This is a genomic window from Pseudomonas sp. R3-41, from assembly GCF_054161485.1.
On record NZ_CP096421.1, the window covers coordinates 2,905,774 to 2,930,194 of the forward strand.

Here is a 24,421-nt window from a genome sequence, read left to right on the forward strand (position 1 = left end):
TACGTCTCGTGCCGAGCATACGTAATGTGAATGCATAGATTAGCTTTTCAGCCTGTAGGAAAACATCATGATTGCCCGGTTATCGTCTCTTGATCCCCAGAAAGCGACCTATGACGCTTTTCTGAATGCGCTCAAAGTGGCGGGGTTTCAAGGCGAGATTGCCCGCGACCATGGCGACCGGACGGTCTTGGCCACCGACAACTCCATCTACCAGCGCCTGCCCCAAGCGGCGGTCTTTCCCCTGGATGAACAGGACGTGATGATCCTGTCCCGCTTGGCCGCCGAGCCCGCCCACCGCGCGGTGGTGCTTACGCCGCGTGGTGGCGGCACTGGCACCAACGGCCAATCGCTCACCGATGGCGTGGTGGTCGACCTTTCCCGTCATCTGAATAACATCCTGGAGATCAACGTCGAGGAGCGTTGGGCCAGGGTCCAAAGTGGCGTGGTCAAGGATCAGTTGAACGCAGCCCTCAAACCCTACGGCCTGTTCTTCGCGCCAGAACTCTCGACCTCGAATCGCGCCACTATCGGCGGCATGATCAACACGGATGCGAGTGGCCAGGGCAGTTGCACCTATGGCAAGACCCGTGATCACGTTCTCGAACTCTCGACGGTTCTGCTTGGCGGTCATCGTCTCGACAGTTCAGCTATCGACGCGGCGCTTTTGCCGGCCCTGGTCGAACGCCAGGATCGAGTGGGGGACGTCTACAAATGCGCGGTGGATATCGCCGATACCCACGCCGAGCTGATCAGGGACACCTTTCCGAAACTCAACCGCTGCCTGACCGGTTATGACCTGGCCCATCTGCGCGAATCCGATGGGCGCTTCAATCTGAACAGCGTGCTTTGCGGCTCTGAAGGGTCCCTGGGCTTCATCGTCGAGGCCAAGCTGAACGTCCTGCCCATCCCCCAATACTCCATTCTGGTGAATGTGCGTTACGCCGGGTTCATGGATGCCTTGCGTGATGCCAAGGCGTTGATGGCCATGAAACCGCTGTCGATCGAGACCGTGGATTCGAAAGTGCTGATGCTGGCGATGAAGGACATTGTCTGGCACGGCGTCGCCGAGTATTTCCCTGAAGACCCCGATACACCGACGCTGGGGATCAATCTCATTGAGTTCAGTGGCGACGACGAAGCGGCGGTCCAGCAGCAGGTCCATGAATTCGTCCTGCACCTGCAGCGCGATACTTCGGTTGTCCGCTTGGGCCACACCCTGGCGATTGGCGCCGATGCGCTCAAGCGTGTCTATGCGATGCGCAAGCGTGCCGTGGGCTTATTGGGTAACGTCAAGGGCGAGGCCAGGCCCCAGCCCTTTGTCGAAGACACCGCGGTTCCGCCTGAAAACCTGGCGGACTTCATCCAGGCGTTCCGCGCGCTGCTCGATAGCCATGACTTGCAGTACGGCATGTTCGGTCACGTCGACGCCGGCGTCCTGCATGTGCGCCCGATCCTCGACATGAAGGATCCCGCCCAGGCCGCCTTGATCCGGCCGATTTCCGATGCGGTCGCGGCCTTGACACAACAGTATGGCGGGCTGTTGTGGGGCGAACATGGCAAGGGCTTGAGGTCGCAATACGTGCCCGATTACTTCGGCGATTTGTACCCGGCGCTGCAAGCGCTGAAGGCGGCTTTCGATCCCTTCAACCAACTCAACCCAGGCAAGATCGCCACCCCGGGCACGGTTCCAGACGCTCGACTGACCCGTGTCGACGAAGTGGAGCTGCGCGGTGCCCTGGATCGCACCATTGATGAACGTGTCTGGCAAAGCTATGACACGGCGGTGCATTGCAATGGCAATGGCGCGTGCTACAACTTCGATCCGGATGACGCCATGTGCCCGTCCTGGAAAGCCACACGCAATCGCATTCACTCGCCCAAGGGACGCGCCTCGCTGATCCGGGAATGGCTGAGGTTGCAGGGCGAGCAGGGTGTCGATGTGCTGGCGGCCAGCGATCGGGTTCGAGGGGCTGGCAGGAGCCAGGGTGTTGCGCGTCGGGCCGTGAATAGCCTGGCCCGGAAGATGGGCCAGGCGGATTTTTCCCATGAAGTCTACGAAGCGATGACCGGTTGCCTGGCCTGCAAATCCTGCGCGGGCCAATGCCCTGTCAAAGTGAATGTGCCGGAGTTCCGCTCGCGTTTTCTGGAGCTTTATCACAGCCGCTACCTGCGTCCCCTCAAGGATTACCTGATTGGCTCGTTGGAATACACGGTTCCCTATCTCGCCAGGATGCCGCGCCTGTACAACTTCGTGATGAGCGCCCGGCCGATCCGCTGGGGGCTCGAACGCGTGGCCGGGATGGTCGATAGCCCGCTGCTCAGCCTGGTGGATTTTGCCGCCGTATGCCGGCGCTGGGACGTGGAGGTGGCAACACCTGAACGCCTGGAAGCGCTTTGCGGCGAGCAGAGGGAGAAAAGCGTCATCCTCGTCCAGGACGCCTTTACCCGGTTTTTTGAAACGCCTTTGCTCGTGGACTGGGTGGAGCTGATATCGAGGCTGGGCTACAAAGTCTTGCTGGCGCCGTACGCGCCCAACGGCAAACCGCTTCAGGTGCAGGGTTTCTTGAAGGCGTTCGAGAAGGCCGCCAGCTTCAATGGCCAGACCTTGCTCAGCCTCCAGCAGTATGGCGTTCCATTGGTGGGGCTCGATCCGGCGATGACCCTGGTCTATCGACAGGAGTACGCCAAGACACTGACCACCGGCAACGCTCCCCAGGTGATGCTTGCGCAGGAATGGCTGATCGATGCGCTGCCGAACGATCAAACTGTGAAGGCGGACGAGCCTTACCACTTCCTGCCGCACTGCACGGAAAAAACCAATGAGCCGGGCAGCGTCGGGCAATGGCAAAAAATCTTCCAGCGCATGGGCCTGGCGCTGAACGTGCAAGCCAGCGGCTGCTGCGGGATGTCGGGCACCTACGGGCATGAAGCGCGAAACGCAGGAACGTCCGACACGATCTACGGGCAATCCTGGAAGCCGCTCCTGCAAAAACTCAATCAGTCGGGCCGGGTGGTTGCCGACGGGTATTCCTGCCGCAGCCAGGTGAAGCGCCAAGAGGGTATTACCGTGCTGCATCCTCTGCAGGTTCTGTTGGCGCGCGTGAAAGAGGTGTCGGTCGAGCGCGGATAAGAGGCGATACCGCTCACTCAAAGGCTGGCGACAAACCCGTGGCGAGGGAGCTTGCTCCCGCTGGCGTGCGTAGCGCGCCCAAAAAGGCTCGACCTGACACTATGGCGGCGGACGTTATGGGGCTGCTACGCAGCCCAGCGGGAGCAAGCTCCCTCGCCACAGGCCGGAATGCACGTCGTTGAATACGTCCATTGTTCACGAATCGTGTTCCATACCATCACCTAAAGGCCATTGATGGGTTTTTCATTGCGAATATGCTCTGTGCATCCGTGACCCGGCACCACAGAGCGCATCGCAATGAACAGCCCTCGTACCCTCTACCAGAAGCACATCGACAGTCACACCGTCGCGACCCTGGACGATCAAGGGCATGTATTGCTCTACATCGACCGCCAGGTGGCCAACGAATACACCAGCCCTCAAGCCTTCAGCGGGCTTCGCGAGGCGAAGCGGGGCGTCTGGCGTCCTCGCGCGACGCTGGCGGTCGTCGACCATGTCAACCCGACCAGCCCGACCCGTATCGCGGCCATGCCTGACGCCGGTGGGGCCTTGCAGGTCTCGTACTTCGAGGAGAACTGCCGGGACTTTGGTATCGAGCTTTTCGATGTGCTGGACAAGCGTCAGGGGATCGAGCATGTGGTCGCGCCGGAGCAGGGCTTTATCTTGCCGGGTATGGTGGTGGCCGCGGGCGACAGCCATACCACGACCTACGGGGCCCTGGGTGCGTTTGGTTTTGGTATTGGCACTTCTGAAATCGAGCATCTGTTGGCCACGCAGACATTGGTCTACAAGCGGCTGAAAACCATGCGGGTCACGGTCACCGGCACGCTGGGCATGGGCGTCACCTCGAAGGACATCATCATGGCGCTGATCGAGAGGATTGGCGCGTCAGGCGCGACCGGGTACGCCATCGAATTCACCGGTCCGGCCATCAGTGCATTGAGCGTCGAGGCGCGCATGACGATCTGCAACATGGCGGTGGAGGCCGGGGCCCGGGGAGCCTTCATGGCGCCCGATGAAAAAGTGTATGGCTACCTCAAGTCCAAGCCCCGTGCGCCTCAAGGCGAGCACTGGAATGCCGCGGAAAAAAAGTGGCGCGAGCTCTTCACCGATGAAGGTGCGGTGTTCGACAGCGAAGTGCGGGTGGACGTGGATGGGTTGGCGCCGATGGTGACCTGGGGAACCAGCCCGGACCAGGCGTCGCCCGTCAGTGGCAGGGTTCCGGACCCGGCGACCATTGCCGATCCGATCCTGCGCCAGGGCATGCAGCGCGCCTTGACCTACATGGGGCTGGAAGCCGGCATGGCGTTGAGTGACGTGCCGATCAGCCATGCGTTCATCGGCTCATGCACCAACGCGCGCATCGAAGACTTGCGTGACGTAGCACGGGTGGTGGAAGGCAGGAAAGTCGCCTCGACCGTACGGGCGATGATCGTTCCCGGATCAACCCAGGTGCGTGCCCAGGCTGAAGAGGAAGGCTTGGCCAGGATCTTCCTCGAAGCCGGTTTTGAATGGCGTCAGTCCGGATGCTCGATGTGCCTGGCCATGAACGACGACGTGCTTGCCGCGGGCGATCGTTGCGCGTCCAGCACCAACCGAAACTTTGAAGGTCGTCAGGGGGCGGGCGCCCGGACCCACCTGATGAGCCCGGCGATGGTTGCCGCAGCGGCCATCCGTGGTCGCCTGACCGACGTACGCCTATTGGCCGAGGAGATTTGAACCATGCAACCTTTTGAAACCGTGACTGGAAAAGCCGCGCCTTTGCTCGCTTCCAACATCGATACCGACGTCATCATGCCCAAGCAGTTCTTGAAAGGGATCGATCGAAGCGGGTTGGATAAAGGCGTGTTTTTTGACCTGCGTTTCCTTGAGTCCGGCGAACCCAATCCAGATTTCATCCTCAACCAACCGGCCTGGAGCGGGGCCAGTTTCCTGGTGGCCGGGCCCAACTTTGGCTGTGGCTCCAGCCGCGAGCATGCGGTATGGGGGCTCAAGCAACTGGGGATTCGAGCACTGATCGGGACAAGCTTTGCCGGTATTTTCTATGACAACTGTCAGCGTAACGGCGTGCTTGCGATACAGCTGTGCGAATCGCAGTTACAGAGACTGGCTCGCGTCGTGAGCCATGGGGCTACCGCGACGATCAGCGTCGACCTGCCGAATCAGCGGATCTGGCTGAGTGAGGGCTCGGTCATCGAGTTCACCATCGATGCGCTACGCAAGCAATCGTTGCTGTCGGGGTTGGACGCCATCGGCGCGACCTTGCAGCGGGCGGCACAGATTCGTGATTTCGAAGCGCGTCACTACGCAGACAATCCGTGGCTGGACTGAGTGCCCAGGCGCACCTGCCCGCCACCGCTGCCGGGCGCTCAAGCGAGGGCGAGGGCCTTGAAATGCGCTTCGAAGAATTCGATGCAGGCCCTTAGCTTGGCGGACTGGCTGAGCCGTGTCGGGTAGACGGCCCAGACATCGGCACTCTGGGCATGATCGGGCAGCACATGAACCAGTTGTCCACTTTCAAGCAGGGGCTTCACGTCCCACAACGAGCGCAGGATGATGCCTGCGCCACTCAAGGCCCAGCGCAACACAATCTCGCCATTGTTCGATGAAAGTGGGCCGGTGACGCGGATGGATTCTTCAATGCCGTCTTTTGTCAGGTTCCAGATGCCAAAGGCGTTGTTATGCTCCTTGAGCACCAGGCAATCATGCCGGGCCAGATCCTCCAGGGAGGTCGGGATGCCGCGCTTTTCCAGGTACCCGGGGGTTGCACAGAGCACCCTGCGGTTACTCACGAGTTTTTTTCCCAGAAGTTGTTGGGGAAGGTCGTAGCCCACCCTGATTTCGAGATCGAAGCCTTCATTGACGATATCGACCATGCGATCAAATACGTCCAGGCGAATCTCCAGTCGAGGGTACCGCTGCGAAAGCGCGGCAATCGCGGGTGCGACGTGGTTACGACCAAAACCGAAAGAGCTGCAGATATGCAAACTCCCCTGCAATTGCTGGCGGGAGTCGGTCAACTCGCTGATGAAGTCATCCATATCCCCCAGCAGTCGCGTTGCGAAGACGCGGACACGTTCGCCGTCGTCGGTCAACGCGACACGCCGGGTCGTGCGATGCAACAGCTTCGCGCCCAACGCGGCCTCAAGGACGGAGATCCGCTTGCTGACATAGGCCGGGGAAAACCCCAAGGCCTCGGCAGCATTGCCAAAGCCATTTTTCCGGATCACGGCGAGGAATACACGGAGGTCCTCCGGCAACAGGGATTGTTCTCGAGGGTGAGGCTTGCGTCTCATGGTCTGGACTATTCCAATCATAATTGTCGGAGTCAGTTTGCGATGTAGGCGCCAAACGTTCATGCGCTGCAATGAAAATGCCCATCGATGGCGCCCCTCAGGCAAGTTTTTAACACACCCGCTTGAAAATAAAAAATGGGTCTGGCGCTCTGGCGCGATATTAATCGGGTTATGCCTGGAGTGCCAAAGTTACAGTGTGTTTGTTAATGATATATGGATAAATTCTGTCCACTTGTCAGCGCAATTGCAGCCATTATTATTGGCGCACTGAGTGATCTGAAAGAGGTTGTCATGGCGCAGTTATTTGAAGGTTGCGTAAAAGTGATCGTTCCCTGTGGTTCTTTGGGGGCGGGTGTTCGAGAAGAAGAAATTGTTTATGGATTGGCTGCTGGCGCGCAAGTAATCGCCACGGACGCAGGTTCAACGGATAGCGGCGCGGCCTATCTTGCACTTGGAAAGTCCAAGAACAACCGAGGCGCAGTAAAGCGTGACCTGACGATATTAATGAAAGCGCAGGCGCGATCCGGCGTACCGATCATTGTGGGGACCGCTGGGCAGGCGGGCGGTGACCTCAATCTGGACTGGACCCGTGATATCGCCTTGGAAATCGCCAAGGAGTTGGGCGTATCGCCGAAAATCGCACTTATCTACTGTGAGCAAGACAAGGACATCATCAAGAAGCTCAATGCCGAAGGTCGTATCAAGCCGCTCCCGCCTCATGCCGAGCTGGAAGATACAACGGTGGACAGCTGTGAGCACATTGTCGCGGCATTGGGAGTAGAACCCTTTATCGCCGCCCTGGATGGCGGTGCCGATATCATATTGGCCGGCCGCGCGACCGACACCGCCGTCATCGCCTGTTATCCCATCTGGAAAGGCGCGCCGTGGGGGCCGTCCTGGCATGCCGGCAAGACGGGCGAATGCGGCGTGCAGTGCGCCGTCAACCCCACGCTTGGATCGGGGATCTTGCTGAGTATTGATGCCAATGGCTTCGAAGTGGAGCCGTTGAGCCAGGACAACCAGTGCACGCCCCATAGCGTCTCGGCCCATATGCTGTATGAGAACAGCGACCCGTTCCGGTTGGTGGAGCCTGGCGGTATCTTGAATGTTGCCCAGGCGCGTTATGCCGATTTGAATGGGCGTGCCGTTCGGGTAGAAGGCTCGCGCTGGGAAACGATGCCCTACACGATGAAGTTGGAAGGGGCCGCCGCCGGTTTATATCAAACGATCATGTTGGTGGGCATCCAGGACCCGGATGTGCTCAACGATGTCGATGGGTTTCACGATCGGCTGCTGGAAGCGCTTTACACAAGAACCCGTCAGTCCATTCCAGCCGAAGAGTTGGGTGAGTTTCATATTTCCTTGCGGATGTATGGATGGAATGGTGTCACCGGGGTAAAACCGCCTGTCGGAACATTACCGCCAACTGAGATAGGCATGTTGTTTGTTGCCACTGCCGCGACTCAGGAAATAGCCAATACCATTGCCCATGCGTGCAATCCTTACTTCTTTCATTACCCCAGTGTCATGGGCAAGGAATTACCTTCGTATGGATTCGCCTTTACACCGGCGGATATACCCCGAGGCCAGATTTATGAGTTCAAGTTGAACCATGTGGTGCAACTTGAGAATCCCATGGCGTTGGTACGTCTTGAATGGATCGATTTGTCGGACACGCCAATGGCGATGAAGGAGCTTGCACAATGATCAAGTTGCGTGATGTTTGCCGGCATGTCCGTTCCAAACAAGCGGGGCCGTTCTGGATTACGTTCGATGTCTTTTTCAGTGGCCGCGAAAATTTCGAGCGTTATGCCGATTGCGCCGCACTTTCCCCGGCGCAATTTGCCAGGCTCTACGGCACCGATCCCGAACGGGTCAAGCGCATTGCAGTGCCGGACCTGGAAATGGTCAAGATTTCTTATCCCCGTGCAACGCCACAAGGCGGCATGGTCGAGCGTGACATGCATGCCGGCCAGCAATACGTCCGCTTGCTTGACGTGGTCATCGACTGAGACGGCGGCACCGCGTCGCGCCTTGATCTGTTCGCCTCATGGACGAGGCCCGGTCCACCTATTCAACCCGAGGTACTTATGACGGACTCGACCGTAGCGATGCGGCTTGCACGCTATGCTCATGCATTCAGAAAACAGCACCTGCCCGAAGCGATCATCCACCTCGTACGCCAGCGCTTTATCGACAGCCTGGCGTGCGTGCTGGGTGCCTACGGAGCTGACCCGGTAAAGGCCGCGGTGTGTTACGCCGCCGCCAATCGCGCCAAATCATCCAGCGTATTCGGCACGCACCTGCAAACGACCCCGGAAATCGCGGCGTTCACCAATGGCCTGATGGTTCGTTTCCTGGACTATAACGACGGTTATATGGGCCTGGAGCCCGGCCATCCCAGTGACAACATCCCAGCCTGCCTCGCCCTGGCGCAAGCTGAAAACGCAACCGGGGCGGAGCTGATTTCGGCCATCGTCCTGGCCTATGAAATCCAGATGCGTTTGCAGGATGCGGCCAGCTTGAACAAGCGGGGCTGGGACCACGTCAATTACATCAACGTCGCAATGGCTGCGGCGGCTGCCAACCTGATGAAGCTGGACGTGGCGCAGACGGAGCAGGCGATCAACATTGCCGTGAGTGGTCACTTGGCCATGCGCCAGGTGCGCAGTGGAGCATTGTCCGACTGGAAGGGCTGCTCCGCCGCCAACGCCGCGCGCAACGCCATTTTCGCCGCCCAATTGGCGCGCCATGGCATGACGGGACCGTCGCCGGTGTTTGAAGGTGAGATGGGGTTCTTCAAGCTGGTTTCGGGTTCGTTCGATCTGGATACCCGTCGTTTCGGTACGCCGGACAATGGCGACTACGCCATACGACGCTCGTTGACCAAGACATTTCCCACCAATGGCGAGCTGCACACCGCCGTCTGGGCTGCGCTGGATATCCGCAAGCGCATCGATGGCGTGGAAGATATCGCTGCCATTACGATCGCAACGTCTGAATTCAACCGGCGGGTGTTGGCCGATACGCCTGAAAAATGGTTGCCGAAGACCCGGGAAACAGCAGATCACAGCCTGCCCTACAACGTGGCTCGGGCCTTGCTCGATGGCGACATCACGGTGGATTCGTATCGCCCTGAAAAGATTGCCGACCCGGCGGCGATTGCCTTGATGGACAAGGTCAGTGTTGTCGAGGATCCGGCGTTGACCGCACTGTTCCCACGGCATCTGGCCAACCGTGTCTGCGTGACCCTGGTGTCCGGCGAGCAAGTCGTGAGTGAGATGATCACCGGGCCCGGGTCAGTCGAAACGCCGATGACCGATGGCGATTTCGAACGTAAATTCCGGCGCATGGCCATGCCGCATATCGACGCATCGGCACAAGCTGAAGTGCTCGGCTTCGTTGCTGGTCTCGAAAAGCAGACCGAATTCACCTCGCTGTTTGCGGCGATGGCCGTTTCATAGCCAGTCTGTCGCTCCAATGGGCGCTTCCCAGAGGCGCGACCGAGCGGGGATTAACGGCGGGCGGTCTCGCTCGCCGTAGGCAACGTCCCTACGTAACGAGCGCGAGGACGGGCGTCGTGGTGCTGGTTGTATTGCTCGCTGGCATGGGCTATCCAGCCGATCAGGCGACCGATCCCCGCCAATGAAATTTCCTGTCCATGCAGCCCTAACTTCTGGCCGATGAAGCTCACCAGCAGGATGAATTCCGGTGGGTACGCCACGAGTTCCGAGGCCACCGCAAACGCTTTTTGCAGTTTTGCGAATTCGCTGTCGCCCTCGAAGACGACCGTCAACGCCGCCATGAGATTGCTGGCGCGCGGATCGTTGATGGCATGCACATTGGGGCCAAAGCCGACGATGTGTCCGTCCTGGCTGTAGCGCTGCAATATAGGTCGCGCAGGGTCTACAGCGGTGCAGATTTCCTCGATCATCCTGCTGGCGGCTTCATTTCTTCCAAAAGCGATTCTGTGGCCCCGGGCTGCGGCAAGCCCGGCAATGACCGCGTAGTAGGGGGTGGCGCCGGTCGTGGCGGCGACACGCACGCTATGGGCGGTGTGGTCCAATTCATGGTCGATACTGAGGATCAGCAGGCGGCGGATCAGGTCGGCGTACGCCGGTGGGGCGCCGCAGGCCTGGGTGATGAATTCATGCAAGGGTTGCGTGCTCGGACCGGTCGCGCCCACCACCAAGGCGGCAAACCATCGGACGACATCGGCGCCAGTACGCGCGTAGCTGTCCGTGGAAAGGTCGAAGGCCTTGGGGTTTTCTCTTTGGACCAATGGGAAAAGCGCGATGGCTTTTTCCTGGGCGGACATGTGTTCGTAGATGTTCAGCAGCTTGACACTGTCCCTCGGCACACGGGGCAGTGACGTGCCGAACGCAGACGGCACTTGCCAGATCAGCTCGGCGACGTCTTCAACCGTTGCGCGGTCAGCAAGCTCGACGACGTCATGGCCCCGGTAAAACAGGCCATCATCGGTGATCAGCGTAATGGCGCTGTCCGACGGCGACGAGCGCTTGGGCGCGTGCTTCTCTCCCGCCGGACGCTTGACCAGGCGCTGGATGTCTTCGGCCCAATAACGGCGCTTGGGCGTACCCGGGATCTTGAGGGAGCGGATATTTTTGCGGCTGACGTAGGCGTACAGCGTCGGCAGGCTGATTCCGAGTAGGGCTGCCGCCTCTTCTGCCGAAAGGTAGAGGTCTTCTTGTTCTGGCATGACGAATCCGGGCAGGTTGATTGGAAAGGCGTACATATTTATTAAGTATACGGTCATTTCGTCAATGTCTACAAAGCAGCATTTTTTTCTCTGTTGCGTCTTGAGTCATTTGTCCAAACCGACGCGGTCGATGGCGAATATTGACGAAAAAAATCAAGATTTACAGGCTTTCACCCCCTATGTAGATTTCGAGTGCGCAAAAGTTGTTCACATTGATTTTTGATGGCGTCGATAACAATAAAAACGAAAAGGTGAAACGCATGGCTTGGTTAGGTTTCGCAATGGTCGTCACGTTTATGGCATTGATCATAAGCAAGCGACTGTCCGCTGTGACGGCACTCATCCTCATTCCGGTTGCTTTCGGGCTGGCCAGTGGGGCAGGGCCGGAACTGGGTGGGATGGTGATGGGCGGCGTCAAGCAAGTAGCGCCCACCGCACTGATGTTGATGTTTGCAATCCTGTATTTCGCAATCATGTTTGACGCCGGGCTCTTCGAGCCGGCGGTACGGCGGATTCTGCGGTTTGTCGGCAATGATCCTCTTCGCGTTGTGTTGGGCACCGCACTGTTGGCCACTGTGATCTCGTTCGATGGGGATGGCGCGACGACGGTCTTGATCGTCACCACAGCATTCCTGCCGCTCTATCTGCGCCTTGGGATGAACCCGCTCATTCTGGCGTTGATGCTCCTGCTGACCAATACGGTGGTGAACCTGATTCCCTGGGGAGGGCCGGTCGCCCGCGCCGCCAGTGCCCTCCATCTCGATGTGGCGGACATGTTCCTGGGCCTGGTACCGGCCATGTTCGCGGGGCTTGCCTATGCATTCGTCGTCGCGTTCTGGATCGGCCGCAAGGAACGGCGCCGCTTGGGCTGGACGCCCGGTCACCAAGACGTTGCACCGCAGGAGGTCGCCTTGCCGACCGTGCAATCCGAAACGCAGCGGCCGAAGCTGTTCTGGGTCAACCTGGCGCTCACCGCCGGGCTCATGTACGCAATGGCGACAGGGCTGGCACCTTTGCCCATGTTGATGATGGTGGGCTTTTCCCTGGCGCTGTTGATCAACTATCCACGCCTGTCGGAGCAGAAGGCGCGGGTGGCGGCTCATTCTGAAAGTGTCCTGATGGTCATCGCCCTGATCTTCGCTTCAGGTGCGTTCACCGGGATTTTGTCAGGCACCGGAATGGTCGACGGCATGTCGGGGAAAATCGTCCAGCTGATTCCCGACGGCGGCGGACAATACTTCGGCATCATTACCGCACTGGTGGCCTTGCCGCTGAACTTCCTGTTGTCCAACGACGCGTTCTTCTTCGGCATCTTGCCGGTACTGGGGGCGGCGGGGGCCGAGTATGGTATCGACCCGATGCATATAGCCCGTGCGTCAGTATTGGGGCAGCCCGTCCATGCACTCAGCCCATTGGTCGCCGCGGTGTATCTCATCAGCGGGATCATCAAGCGCGACATGGGTGATATGCAACGCTATTGCCTGCTGTGGGCCATAGGCAGCAGCCTTGTCCTGATTGTCACGGCGGTAATTACCCGGGCGATTATCTGATCTGTTAGTTCTCTGTGCCGAAGTTTCAAGGACGCCAGCTCGCGTCTGCTCACGTCAAAATAAAAATAATAGATGAGGTGGTCGATGAAATCGATTAACGCCGTCGCTATGACGTTGCTGTCGACATTGTTTGTGTCTGATGTTTGTCTTGCGGCAACCATCAGTAACCCCGACAGGTTCCAGCATGAAGGCAAGTTGAATGCTTATCTTCGCTCGATGTATATCAATACGCGGATATCCAACGATTTGATCGAAGATCGTTTTGGTGGTTTTCCGGACGGCGCTGAGTTGGGCGGGACAGGGGTTGGCGCGATCCTCGACTATAACTCCAGTTACTGGGCCGGCGTTGTAGGGTTTGATGCCTCGTTGTATGGCGTGGCGATGATCGACTCCAAAGACAATGGGCGGGATTTATTTGACGACAGCGATGGCACTAACGGTGGCTTTGCAAAAGTCGGCCAGGGTTATTTCAAGTTGCGTTACGAGGGCGACGGCTGGAACGCCGATTCGCAAATAGGCCGGGGCCGGTTCGATGCGGGGACGTTGGTCACGCTCGACACCCGGATTGTGCCGGGATCCTATCAAGGAGGCCGGGCCCACCTGAACTTCACCGAGATGGGCATCGGCCCGCTGCCCGGTACGTTGGGGTTTGAAACCGCCTACATCAACCGCACGTCTCCTCGGGACCGGGAAGACTTCGAACACCTGCTGAGCCAGTCGGGAGAGGAAATAAAGGACCTCTACACCTACGGCATTAAATACGATTTGAAGGCCATCGAACTGGGTTACGACCATGGTGTATCGCGGGACTTCAATGAGAACACCCGTTATGGTCTGACCCTGAAAGCACCCCTCGGCGATAAAGCCGGCATTGTATTGGATACTCAATATTATGAGTTTGAAAAAGCCGGGCGAATCTGGGAACGCGACTGGCAGGCCGGCGAGGCCGCTTATGACGATGACGCGACGTGGCTGAACATCAATGTAGGTTTATTACTCGATAAGCTTCGCTTGGGCGTTTCATTTTCCGAGACCAAAGCCGAGTTGACCAGCGGACTGGGCTACGCCTATTTCGATCATGGTGATAACGTCGACGGCAAGATGGACGCCTGGACACGTTCCGGAAACGACTTTAATAACGACGGCGAACGCACCTGGCAAATAGGCGCCGAATATGACTTGAGCGGACATTCGTTATTAGGCGCTTCGCTGGACGGTTTTAAAGTCATGACCATTTACAAGCAAGGTGAGTTTGACGCCACGGACCCTTTCAGTGGCCGACGCACCGACGTGCGCGAACGGCAGAACGAATACCGTCTTTATTATCGCTTCGACGAAAAGGAGTATTCCGGACTTTCCGTGGGTTTGATTTACATCGATTACCGAATCGACCAGGACTTTGTCGCCTTGGTGTCCGCTCAACCCGACAACGTGGTCACTGGCTCGGAAGCCCGGGTGTATCTGGATTACGCATTTTGATTGCCGGACATATATCGAGAGGCCAGTGATGTCTAAACCTCGCCACACCCTAGTGGTTACACAGCGGTTTTTCGATGCAGAAACCGTGCACTTCCTGAAGAGCCACGGCTGTAACGTTGTTATTGCGCAACTGGCTCAGGGGCAAGCGGATGGCGACCTGAGCGAACGCCAGTTGCTCGATCTCCTGGAAGACGCCGACGGTTGGATCGTCGGCCACGCGAACGTCACGTCGAGCCTGCTGAGTAGGCTCCCGCGCCTGCAAGTCATCGCCCGTCGTGGCGTGGGCTACGAGCGGGTCGATACGGCGGCGGTGGCGGCGGCAGGGAAGGTGGCGACCATCGCCATCGGCGGCAACGACGCCAGCGTCGCAGACCACACCGTGGCGTTGATGCTCGCCGTGTGCCGCCAGCTCAAACGCTGCCAGTTGGGGTTGTCGGCCAATGACTGGTCGATTCCCTTGGGAGGCGATTTGTACCGCAAGACCGTTGGCGTCGTCGGCTTGGGCCGGATTGGCCGGGGTGTACTGCAGCGCTTGTCCGGGTTCGAAGTCAAGCCGCTGATCTACACCCCTCATCCAGACAACGCAGAGGTCGAAGGTATCCCCCGAAGCTGTTTTGTCGACCTGGAAACGCTGCTTGAGGAAAGCGATTTCATCACCCTCCATGCACCGCTCAACCGCCATACCCATGGGTTGATCGATAGCCGTGCGCTGAAGCGGATGAAACCTTCCGCGGTGTTGATCAATACCGCGAGGGGTGGGCTGGTGCGGGATGCGGATCTGCTGTGGGCCCTGCGGGAAAACCGGTTGGCCGGGGCAGGGCTCGACGTATTCGAAAGCGAGTCGGAGCCGGTGCTTTCGGCGGTGACCGAACAACTCATCCAACTCCCCAACGTGATCGTGACGCCCCATGTCGGCGCCTCCACGGTCGAGGGGCTCAATCGTACCAATCTGATAGCCGCGCAATGTGCGGTGGCTGTACTGGAGGGGCGTAGCCCGCCTGGCCATTGCGTCATCGCTGACGGACGTCGCTCTACAGACTTGAAGGAGAATCCATGAATACCCCGATTAAAGTGCTGACGCCAACGGGCGCCATTGGCACCGGTTTCCCACGGGCGGCGTTTGACCAGGCGCTGCTGGAACGACCGGACGTGATTGCAATGGACGCGGGGTCTACCGACTCTGGTCCCCATTACCTCGGCACCGGCACGACCAAGGCTTCGGCCTCGATACTGCGGGCCGAGTTGCGTGTGTTCATGCAGGCGCGGGCGGAACTGGGCATCCCGCTGATTATCGGCAGTTGCGGCACCTGTGGTTCCGACGCAGGGGTCGACCTGATGCGCGGTCTGTGCGAGGAAATCGCCGCCGAACTCGGTCAGGCCGTGCGCATCGCGAGCGTCTACAGCGAGCAACCGGCAAGCGTCGTGAAACAAGCGTTGGCGCAGGGACGCATCAGACCCTTGCAACTCGATCACATCGACGATGCCCTGGTCGAACGCTGCTCGCGCATTGTCGCGCTGATGGGCGTGGAGCCTTTCATGCATGCGCTCGAAGACGGCGCGGACATCATCCTGGCAGGACGTTCCACCGACACGGCGGTGATGGCTTCGCTGCCCATCCTGCGCGGGGCCCATCAGGGCGCCGCCTGGCATGCCGGAAAGATCCTGGAGTGCGGCGCGTCCTGCACGACCACGCCCGCCAACGCGGTGGTAATGGCCGCGATCGACGACACGGGATTCACCATCAAGGCCATTGGTGAGGGCGCCCGGCTCACCCCGCGTTCGGTCATGGCCCACATGCTGTATGAAAACAGCAACCCCTACGTACTCGTCGAGCCCGGCGGCGTACTGCACGTGGAGGGGGCGGTCTACACCGCGTTGGACGAACAGACCGTGCGAGTCGAAGGTTCGGTCTGGACGCCAAGCGAAGACTACACCGTCAAGTTGGAGGGGGCGGCGCCGTGCGGCTTCCAATCGGTGGTCATGAGCATTGTCCGGGATCCGGAATACGTCGAGCGCTTCGATGAGTGGCTGGCCTATCTGGATTCGGTCATGCGTCAGCGGGTCGAAAAGCACCTGGGCATCGGCGCCGATGACTATGACTTGCAGTTCCGCGCCATTGGCAAGGATTCAGCCTTGGGAGCGCTTGAGTCACGGGTGGGCACGCCCGTGGAAATCGGCGTCATGGCCATCGCGACGTCGGCGACCGCCGAGCGCACCCAGGACATGGTCGCGTTGCTCAATCCTTACCTGCTGCACTTTCCGTTGCCTGGCGACAAAGACCTGCCCACCCACGCGTTTCCTTTCTCTCCGGCCTCGATGGACCGGGGTGTGGTGCATGAGTTCGTGCTCAGTCATGTGATGGTCGTGGCGGATCCGTTGGCACCTTTCCGGTTTGCTATCAAGACAGTCGAGGGCGCGTGAGATGAACACACTTCAAACATTGGGTTATGAGATCCGCTCCAAGAACGCCGGGCCGTTTTCCCTGACCATCGATGTGTTCTGCAAGGACGCGGACACCTTCGCGCAACTGGCCGCGGAGCCAAAGTTGCAAGCCCCCGCGATTGCCGAGCTGTTCCGCAGGCCTGCACAGTCGATCAGCGTTTTTCCCATCGAGGCGTTGAGCGTGATCAAGATCAGCCTGCCGCGTCCAGTGGTTCAGGGCGCCTTGCAGGACCGGGACATGCACGGGGCTCAATGGGCGTTCATCCTGCTGGACGCACTTGGAGTCGGCGAGGACCCCCGGCCATGAGTTGCGTTGCAAGCGGGGCGGCGGGTTCACCGCCGCCGGTTCACCCTGACCTGGTGGCCGTGGCCACGACGCTGCGCGAACAAGGGCTGCTACCGGTTGTCCAGGGGGACGTGCAACGTGTCCGGGCGCAACTGGAGCGGATCGATGCCTGGGCGGCGCGCCGCAGCGTGCCGCTGTCCTATGAGCGCACCTTGGGTTTTGCTGTCGATGGCCGAACGGTGCCCTGTAAGCTCTATTGGCCGGAGGGCGATGAGACGCCTTGCTTGATGTTCTACTGCCATGGCGGAGGATTCCGTCACGGTTCGCTCGCCGGCTGGGATGCACCGCTGCGCCAACTGGTGCGTGACAGTGGCCTGGCGGTGCTGTCCATCGATTATGCGTTGTCGCCGGAATATCGTTTTCCGGTGGCGTTCAACGAAGTGGTGTCGATCGTCAGCCGGGTGATCAAGCTCGGGGCTATCACCGATTGCCCGGTGCGCGGTTATGCCTTGGGCGGGGATTCGGCAGGCGCCAACCTGGCCTTGGGCGCTGCACTTGCGCTACGGGATGCAGGGTTTGATGGGCTGCGGCAGTTGCTGCTGTTCTATGGCAGTTACTCCCGCGACATGGGCTCCGATTCCTGGCGAAGGCTGGGTGGGTATGGGGGGCAGAATCTGTCGGTCGAGACCATGAGCGCCTACTGGGCGAGTTACCTGGTCGATGATGAGGATGACTGGCGGGTACAGCCGATCATCGCTGACTTGGCCGGCCTGCCACCCGTGCGATTGGTGGTGGGCGAACTGGACCCGTTGCTGGATGAAAACCGGGAGCTGGCGGATCGGTTGGAACGCGCGGGCGTGGCGACCCACCTGCAAGTGCTTGCGAACATGACCCACGGGTTTGTCCGATTCAATGAGGTGGCGCCGGTCGTGCGCGATGTGATCGGTGCGCAGGGCAGCGCTGTGCGCAGGGCACTTTGCGCTCAGGCGAACTTCCCATGAACCTGTTCCGTATCGCGAATTTTGCGCGGATCTGCCTCGGGATATTCAGCGTCATGACGGCCAACGCCTCGGCGGCAGGCACGCTCCCCGTCGGCCCTGACGCGGGAGACAGGGAGCTGTCGGCGTTTTATCGCTGGCCTGAAGCAATGCCCGCGCTGCCCGGTGTGCTGCTGCGAAGCGAGACGCTGGCGGTGCCGCCGCAGATGCCCGCCGCCGGGCAGGCTTTGCGCCTGCTCTATAGCTCCACCGACGAGCGCTGGCACTCCGGACTCGTTCCGGTCAGCGGGGCGTTGTACCTGCCGGTTGGACAGCCACCGCCGCAAGGCTGGCCGTTGCTGGCCTGGGCCCACGGAACGCTGGGGATTGCCGACGCCTGCGCACCGTCCTGGGCTGGATGGCGCGAGCGTGATGGGGCGTATATCAATCGTTGGCTGGCGCGCGGGTTCGCGGTGGTCGCCACCGATTACCAGGGCCTGGGAGGGCCAGGGCCGCATCCCTACACGTTCTGGCAGGCCGAGGGGCGCTCTGTCCTGGATGCGATTCGCGCTGCGCGTACCATCAGGCCAGGCCTGATTGCCAATCGCATGTTTTTGGCCGGGCAATCCCAGGGAGGAGGGGCGGCGTTGGGTGCGGCGATCCTGGCCGGTGGTTATGCGCCGGAGCTGCCTATCCGCGGCGCAGTAGTCACGGCCCCGAACAGCACATTTCCCCATGGTCCCATTGCGTTGCCGCCGCGCCAGTCCAATACGCTGTTCCTGGCATTGGCGTCCGGCGGCTTGCGCGAGGACGGGCCACGGGTCGAGGACATCCTTACGACCAGAGGCCTTGAACTGCTAAGTGTTGCCCGGGAGGGCTGCAGTCGCGACATTGCCCGCAAATCCAAAGCGTTGCAGATCGATTCGTTTGCCGAGCTTTTGACCATTTCCCCCGAGGCATTGATGGCGGTGCGCATCCCCTCGACCGACATGCCACAGGCATCGATTGGATTCCCGTTATTCATCGCCACCGGCCTGGCTGATCAAACGATCACGCCCGTGCGCCAATATGCGGTCGCCACGGCGTTGTGTGCCGCTGGCAACCCCGTCACCTGGCGGACGTATGAGGGCCTGGGGCATGACGGGGTGCTGCATGGTTCATTGGACGATGCATTTGCCTTCGTCGAGGCCCAACTCGACGGACCGGGCCATGGCTCGAACTGTTCCACACTGCAAAGGCCCGGTCCGCCGGGTGAAAGGGATGCTGCAGCGTCGTTTAACGACGACTGAATTTCCCCTGTGGGAGCGAGCCTGCTCGCGATGGCGGAGGGTCAGTTTGCAGTGATGTTGGATGTGCTGACACCTTCGCGAGCAAGCCCGCTCCCACAATGGTCCTGAGCTGCATGCAAAGCTAAGGAACACTCAATATCCCCTGTGGGAGCGGGCTTGCTCGCGATGGCGGAGGGTCAGTTTGCAGTGATGTTGGATGTGCTGACGCCTTCGCGAGCAAGCCCGCTCCCACAATGGTCCTGAGCTGCATGCAAAGCTCAGGAACACTCAATATCCCCTGTAGGAGCGGGCTTGCTCGCGAAAGCGGAGGGTCAGTTTGCAGCGATGTTTGATGTGCTGACGCCTTCGCGAGCAAGCCCGCTCCCACAATGGTACTGAGCTGCATGCAAAGCTAAGGAACACTCAATATCCCCTGTGGGAGCGGGCTTGCTCGCGAAAGCGGTGGGGCAGTTTGCAGCGATGTTGGATGTGCTGACACCTCGCGAGCAGGCTCGCTCCCACATTAGATCCGGGTTACGACAGGGAAGGCTTTGCCGAGGCCGCTTGGTCTCAGGAAGCGTCCTGCTGATAGGTGCAACCCACATAAAGGTCGCTGTCCTTGTTTTCGGTGGAGACCACCCGTAGGGTCGCGCCGTTGTCGAGGTTGCGCTGGTAGTCCACGTAGCCGTCGGTATCCAGGGTCTTTTCCAGTTTCAGGGCGCTGGCGAGTTTTTCCGCATCGGCCTTCGGGTTGCTGCTCTTGGTCTGGAGGAAGAAGCTGAAGCGGTCGGTCATCACCAAGGTGGTCGACGACACGCCGTGCACTGACAGCGCCGCAGTGGCCTGCCAGGCGCCACCGCCCCACGGGGTATGGGCTTCATCCTTGGCGAGTGACACTTGCTCGGCGTCCACCAGGCCGTTGAATTCGCTGACCTGCTGCGCACTGGCCTGGCACTGTGCCAGGGCCTTGAACAGGTCGCTGTGGCTCGGGGTGGCAGCCAAGGCAGGGGCGGTGGACAGGCACCCGGCCAGGGCGACGAGACCAAGAGAAATTTTCATGAAGACATCCTTGCTCAGTTGAATAAAAGTCGATGGGTACCCGAGGTGAATGGCAACGGGCATCAGCCATGAACGGCGGCATGGGCGGCTGGGCTGCGGTCGCAAGCTTGCCATTGCGCAGGTGAATAAGCCATCGGGGTGTCTTTGGAAAAAACTCAGGGGGGCTCATAAACGCGTCGCGCCAGTCGTAGCCGCTCTCCAAGGAGGGCACCGCTTTTGGGCATCGGCAAAGCGTGGCCGCTAAAGCCCCCTTTCTGGCCCCGCATAACCTCAACGATGGCGCAGCGCTGCCGTAACGTGCACCTGATTGCGCATGTGGAGGGGCGTCCTGATGAACCGTAGAACCTTTATGCTCGGTACCGCGGGAGTGGGGGCCTTGATGGCAGGGGCGGGGGCGCTGTTGCGGCCGGGCGACCGGGGCGGTCCCTACAACGATTACTTCCGCGCGTTGAATCAGGAACTGAAGACCCATGGGCCGATGCGGCCCGTGATGCTGATTGACCTCGACCTGCTCGATCACAACATCAATGTGGTCATGCAATCGGTCAAACGTGCCGGCAAACACTTGCGCCTGGTGGAAAAATCCCTGCCGTCACCGGGGTTGCTGGCGTATATCGCCAAACGCACCGATACCCGGCGGCTGATGTCGTTTCACCAGCCGTTCCTCAACCACGATGCGCTGACTTTCCCGGAATCTGACATCTTGCTCGGCAAACCCCTGCCGGTACGCTCGGCTGAGTTGTTCTATCAAACCCACAAAGGCACCTTCGACCCTGCCAGGCAACTCCAATGGCTGCTCGACACGCCGCAGCGGCTGATGGATTACCGGGCATTGGCCCAGGGCCTGGGCATTCGGTTGCGGGTCAATATCGAGCTGGATGTCGGCCTGCACCGCGGCGGAGTGTTTGATCAAGCAGTGCTCGGCGAGATGCTGACGCTGATCAGCGCCCATGCGCAGCATCTCGAATTTGCAGGCTTCATGGGGTACGACCCGTTTGTCGGCATGGGCGTGCCCCGGGTGCTCGGTTCGTCCCAGGCCTTGTTCGACCAGGTGATGGTCATTTACAACGGTCATGTGAAGTACGTGCGGGAACACTTCCCGGCGCTTTGGCATGAGGGGCTCACGCTTAATACCGCCGGCAGCCCCAGCTACCGCATGCATGAACAGGAACGCTTGAGCAGCGAAGTCTCGGTGGGGACGGCGTTCCTCAAGCCGACTCACTACGACCTGCCATCCCTGGCCGAGCATGTGCCGGCGGCCTTTATCGCAACGCCCGTGTTGAAGAGCACCGGCCCGGTGAATTTCCCCGCCCTGGATGGCAAGTCCCGATTGTTCTCCTGGTGGGACCCGAATCAGCGCGGGACATTCTTCATCTACGGCGGCAACTGGATGGCCGAGTTCGAGTCTCCCTCGGGGCTGCAAAGTAACGAGCTCTACGGTCGCAGTTCCAATCAGGAAATGGTCAACGGCTCGCCGACGGTGGGGCTGAATGTCGAAGACCAGGTATTTTTAAGGCCAACCCAGACCGAATCCGTACTGCTGCAATTTGGCGATTTGCTGGCCGTGCGCGGGGGGAAGATTGTCGAAACCTGGCCCGTGTATTGATCGTTGCCTGTGACGTGTTTGGCCGTGATCAAATCTTGCCCCGCAGCAGGAACAACACCAGCGCGACCAGGCAGGCCGTCGCCTGAATCCCACCCAGTGTGGTCATCGGCGCGAAGCTCAAGACCGAGGCCAGCCAGGTGGCCAGCGCAGCCGCCCCCATGGAAAGAAACCCCAGCAGGGCGGAGGCCATCCCGGCTTCCTTGCCGAAAGGGCCCATGGCAATGGCCGTGCCCAGTGGATTGGCCAGGCCCATGCCCCAAAGGAACGTGATCATCGAAAGGGCATACCACCACAGCCCGGGCTCGGTCGGACCGACCAGAAGCAGGCCGCCTCCCATCATGGCGCAGGTTATGCCCAGCAGCGTGACGATCCGGGCGCCAAGACGATGGGCCAGGCGCGGCGCCGCCATGCCGGCGGCGAACACCACAAAGACTGTCGAGGCGAAGTACAAGCCGGTCTGCACCGATGTCAGGCCGAAGCCTTGCATCAGGATGGCGGGCGCCGCCGCGAACGAGGCGAACAGGCCGCTCAGCAGCAGGCCCATGGACAGGGCCGGGAGGATGAAGCGCTTATCCACTGCCAGTCGGCAATAGGCGAGTACCACGCTCCTGGCCGAGTGGGGTGCGCGGCGATCGGCGGGATGGGTTTCCCCCAGGTCGCGCACGTAGAAAAACGCCAGTGCAACAGCGGCCAGTCCCACCAGGATGAAGATGGCACGCCAGCCGAGCGTGACGGCCAGGACACTGCCGGCCAGCGGCGAAAAGCCCGGTGCCGCGGCCGTGGCGATCATTGTCAGCGACAGGGCGCGGGCGAGTGTCTCGCCTTCGAACAGATCCCGGGCAATGGCCCGCGACAGCACCGAGGCTGCGCACACGCCCAGTGCTTGCACGACGCGTCCGGCGATCAGGACGTCGAGGGTGCTGGCAAAGCCGGCGATGACGGTGCCGACAACGAACACCGACAGCCCGCCCAGCACCAGCTTCTGGCGTCCGTAGCGGTCGGCCAGTGGACCGACCACCAGTTGGCCCAAGGCGAAAGTGATGAAGAAGCTGGACAGCGTCAGGCCGAGCTCGCGAGCGGTCACGCCCAGGTCTTCACCGATCGCCGCAAACGCCGGGAGAATGATGTTGGTGGAGAGCATGCTGATCGCCGCCAGGCCGGCGAGCAGCGCGACGATTCTGCCGGTCAACGGTTGGCTGGAGGTGTGTTGCGTACCGGCAATCGCCAATGAAGTTCGGGCTTCCATACGTCATTTCCTGCGCGTGTGATTGACGTGGACAAAACGTTGATGCCCAACGCGCCGACTTCAGTTCGCGAAGCCGCCGTCGAGTTGATATCCACATGATGATCGTAATATTTTGCCTAAATATGATGATCGTCATCTCAGTCGTCAAGCTAAATATCGGGAATGCGCAGGTGGGACTGATGAGGGGCAGTGTGTTGCCCCCCTTTGCCAGCTTCATGGCGATGTATCTAGTGGCCTGTGTGGCTAATTCGTGCACTCAACTTCGGCGCCAGAACTTGCCAGTCTGCGTTGCCATTCCTCGCCGTAGCGGGCTACGACTCGTCATGGCGCCTTGCCTGGCAAGCCCTGGCACTCGAATTTGAGTACTCGAATTAACCGTACAGGCCACTAGTCGCAGGTTATTTGTAATGTTGCTCGAACACTGCCAACTGCTCAGGCTTGATCAACTGGAAGGGCACCCAGACGTCCGTTTCCACTGGCTCGCCCTTGATCATCTTGAGGGCTGCCTGTACCGCGCTGGTCGCCTGGGCCTTGGGGTCCTGGAATACCGAGGCGACCAACATCCCGCGCTTGATCGCCGCCAGGCCGTCCGGCAAGCCGTCGATGCCAACAATCGCAACCTCGCCCTTGGTTTTGCCGGCCTGCTGCAAGGCCATCGCTGCACCGATGGCCATTTCATCGTTGTTGGCGACGATGGCATCGAAACGACTCCCGGCCAATAACCAGTTGCTGGTCAAATCCATCCCTTTGTTGCGCTGCCACTCGGCACTTTGCTGCTCGACGATCTTGATCCCGGGATAATCCTTGAGCACCTGTTTGACGCCTTCGGTGCGGTCGTGGGTAGCGTTTTGCGCCAGGTCGCCCATGATGATCGCCAGGTTGCCCTTGCCGCCGAGTTTTTCGGCCAGGTAGCGCATTTGCAGTTGTCCGGCCTCGATGTCATTGGAGGCCACGGTGACGACGCCTTTGGGCAAGGTGCGCTCGTCCGGATGGCGGTTGACGTAGACCAGCGGCGTCTTCGCATCGACCGCGGCACGGGTGATGTTGGCGGTGGCGGAGGTGTCCACCGGCAGGACAATGACCGCGTCCACTTGCTGGTTGATGAACCCCTGGACCTGGTTGAGTTGGCGCACCACATCGCCTTGGGCGTCTTCGAACTGGATTTGCACGTTTTCCTTTTTCGCGGCCTCGTCCAGGCCGTTACGTACGTAGGTCATGAAGTTGTCGTCAACCCTGGCGATGCTGACGCCGATGCGATAGTCGGCGGCGGCCCATTGGCTGAACAGCAACAGCAGGGTGGCGAAAAGCAGTGTGCAACGACGCATGATGGTTATCCTTTTGTTGTTATGGATTGAAGCGTCA

General features: G+C 60.1%; 19 protein-coding genes. 14 read left to right on the forward strand and 5 right to left on the reverse strand.

Annotation, left to right across the window (positions count from 1 at the left end):
- Positions 1–67 precede the first annotated feature (67 nt).
- The 3 genes from ydiJ to leuD all read left to right on the forward strand — a co-directional run bounded on the left by ydiJ (position 68) and on the right by leuD (position 5,461).
- Positions 68–3,130: a D-2-hydroxyglutarate dehydrogenase YdiJ gene (gene ydiJ / locus M1D99_RS13240; protein ID WP_434575778.1), complete on the forward strand. Its 3,063-nt coding sequence runs from the start codon at positions 68–70 to the stop codon at positions 3,128–3,130.
- Between the two features lie 297 nt (positions 3,131–3,427).
- A complete protein-coding gene (gene leuC, locus M1D99_RS13245) occupies positions 3,428–4,849 on the forward strand; it encodes a 3-isopropylmalate dehydratase large subunit (protein ID WP_434575780.1) in 1,422 nt (473 codons plus the stop codon).
- A 3-nt stretch (positions 4,850–4,852) separates the two neighbouring features.
- Positions 4,853–5,461: a 3-isopropylmalate dehydratase small subunit gene (gene leuD / locus M1D99_RS13250; RefSeq protein ID WP_434575782.1), complete on the forward strand. Its 609-nt coding sequence runs from the start codon at positions 4,853–4,855 to the stop codon at positions 5,459–5,461.
- A 38-nt stretch (positions 5,462–5,499) separates the two neighbouring features.
- On the opposite strand, the gene M1D99_RS13255 is transcribed toward leuD, so the two are convergent.
- Positions 5,500–6,426, reverse strand: a complete 927-nt coding sequence (locus M1D99_RS13255; RefSeq protein ID WP_434576440.1) for a LysR substrate-binding domain-containing protein — start codon at positions 6,424–6,426, stop codon at positions 5,500–5,502.
- A 291-nt stretch (positions 6,427–6,717) separates the two neighbouring features.
- On the opposite strand from M1D99_RS13255, the gene M1D99_RS13260 reads away from it, so the two are divergent.
- The 3 genes from M1D99_RS13260 to M1D99_RS13270 all read left to right on the forward strand — a co-directional run bounded on the left by M1D99_RS13260 (position 6,718) and on the right by M1D99_RS13270 (position 9,890).
- Positions 6,718–8,133: an acyclic terpene utilization AtuA family protein gene (locus tag M1D99_RS13260; protein WP_458131991.1), complete on the forward strand. Its 1,416-nt coding sequence runs from the start codon at positions 6,718–6,720 to the stop codon at positions 8,131–8,133.
- Entirely contained in the window at positions 8,130–8,438 is a 309-nt protein-coding gene (locus M1D99_RS13265) for a DUF4387 domain-containing protein (RefSeq protein WP_458131992.1), read from the forward strand. Before M1D99_RS13260 ends, M1D99_RS13265 begins: the two co-directional genes overlap by 4 nt.
- Before the next feature lie 78 nt (positions 8,439–8,516).
- Positions 8,517–9,890, forward strand: a complete 1,374-nt coding sequence (locus M1D99_RS13270) for an MmgE/PrpD family protein (RefSeq protein ID WP_186706263.1) — start codon at positions 8,517–8,519, stop codon at positions 9,888–9,890.
- Between the two features lie 50 nt (positions 9,891–9,940).
- On the opposite strand, the gene M1D99_RS13275 is transcribed toward M1D99_RS13270, so the two are convergent.
- Positions 9,941–11,146, reverse strand: a complete 1,206-nt coding sequence (locus tag M1D99_RS13275; RefSeq protein WP_434575786.1) for a citrate/2-methylcitrate synthase — start codon at positions 11,144–11,146, stop codon at positions 9,941–9,943.
- Positions 11,147–11,406: 260 nt separating this feature from the next.
- Here M1D99_RS13275 and M1D99_RS13280 point away from each other — a divergent pair, with 260 nt between their 5' ends.
- The 7 genes from M1D99_RS13280 (at position 11,407) to M1D99_RS13310 (ending at position 19,169) form a co-directional block, all read left to right on the forward strand.
- Positions 11,407–12,696: a CitMHS family transporter gene (locus M1D99_RS13280; RefSeq protein ID WP_207965799.1), complete on the forward strand. Its 1,290-nt coding sequence runs from the start codon at positions 11,407–11,409 to the stop codon at positions 12,694–12,696.
- A gap of 84 nt (positions 12,697–12,780) precedes the next feature.
- Positions 12,781–14,175 (forward strand): OprD family outer membrane porin, encoded by a 1,395-nt coding sequence (locus M1D99_RS13285; RefSeq protein ID WP_434575788.1) that lies wholly within the window; start codon positions 12,781–12,783, stop codon positions 14,173–14,175.
- 28 nt (positions 14,176–14,203) lie between these two features.
- Positions 14,204–15,232, forward strand: a complete 1,029-nt coding sequence (locus tag M1D99_RS13290) for a phosphoglycerate dehydrogenase (protein ID WP_434575790.1) — start codon at positions 14,204–14,206, stop codon at positions 15,230–15,232.
- Positions 15,229–16,596 carry an acyclic terpene utilization AtuA family protein gene (locus tag M1D99_RS13295; RefSeq protein WP_458131993.1) on the forward strand — a complete coding sequence of 456 codons (1,368 nt, stop codon included), beginning with the start codon at positions 15,229–15,231 and terminating at the stop codon, positions 16,594–16,596. The genes M1D99_RS13290 and M1D99_RS13295 overlap by 4 nt, the downstream gene beginning before the upstream one ends.
- Before the next feature lies 1 nt (position 16,597).
- On the forward strand, positions 16,598–16,924 hold the full coding sequence (locus tag M1D99_RS13300; protein WP_186729333.1) for a DUF4387 family protein: 327 nt from the start codon (positions 16,598–16,600) through the stop codon (positions 16,922–16,924).
- Complete coding sequence (locus tag M1D99_RS13305; protein ID WP_458131994.1) at positions 16,921–17,904, forward strand: alpha/beta hydrolase fold domain-containing protein; 984 nt, start codon at positions 16,921–16,923, stop codon at positions 17,902–17,904. The genes M1D99_RS13300 and M1D99_RS13305 overlap by 4 nt, the downstream gene beginning before the upstream one ends.
- Before the next feature lie 53 nt (positions 17,905–17,957).
- Positions 17,958–19,169: a lipase family protein gene (locus M1D99_RS13310; RefSeq protein ID WP_458131995.1), complete on the forward strand. Its 1,212-nt coding sequence runs from the start codon at positions 17,958–17,960 to the stop codon at positions 19,167–19,169.
- 549 nt (positions 19,170–19,718) lie between these two features.
- Here M1D99_RS13310 and M1D99_RS13315 read toward each other — a convergent pair.
- Entirely contained in the window at positions 19,719–20,207 is a 489-nt protein-coding gene (locus tag M1D99_RS13315) for a hypothetical protein (RefSeq protein ID WP_434575797.1), read from the reverse strand.
- 400 nt (positions 20,208–20,607) lie between these two features.
- Here M1D99_RS13315 and M1D99_RS13320 point away from each other — a divergent pair, with 400 nt between their 5' ends.
- Entirely contained in the window at positions 20,608–21,813 is a 1,206-nt protein-coding gene (locus M1D99_RS13320; RefSeq protein ID WP_458132139.1) for a DSD1 family PLP-dependent enzyme, read from the forward strand.
- A 28-nt stretch (positions 21,814–21,841) separates the two neighbouring features.
- Here M1D99_RS13320 and M1D99_RS13325 read toward each other — a convergent pair whose 3' ends face one another.
- The gene (locus M1D99_RS13325) at positions 21,842–23,059 is read right to left on the reverse strand and encodes a multidrug effflux MFS transporter (protein WP_458131996.1); all 1,218 of its coding nucleotides are present in this window, start codon (positions 23,057–23,059) and stop codon (positions 21,842–21,844) included.
- Positions 23,060–23,457: 398 nt separating this feature from the next.
- The gene (locus tag M1D99_RS13330; protein WP_446533557.1) at positions 23,458–24,384 is read right to left on the reverse strand and encodes a sugar ABC transporter substrate-binding protein; all 927 of its coding nucleotides are present in this window, start codon (positions 24,382–24,384) and stop codon (positions 23,458–23,460) included.
- Positions 24,385–24,421 lie beyond the last annotated feature (37 nt).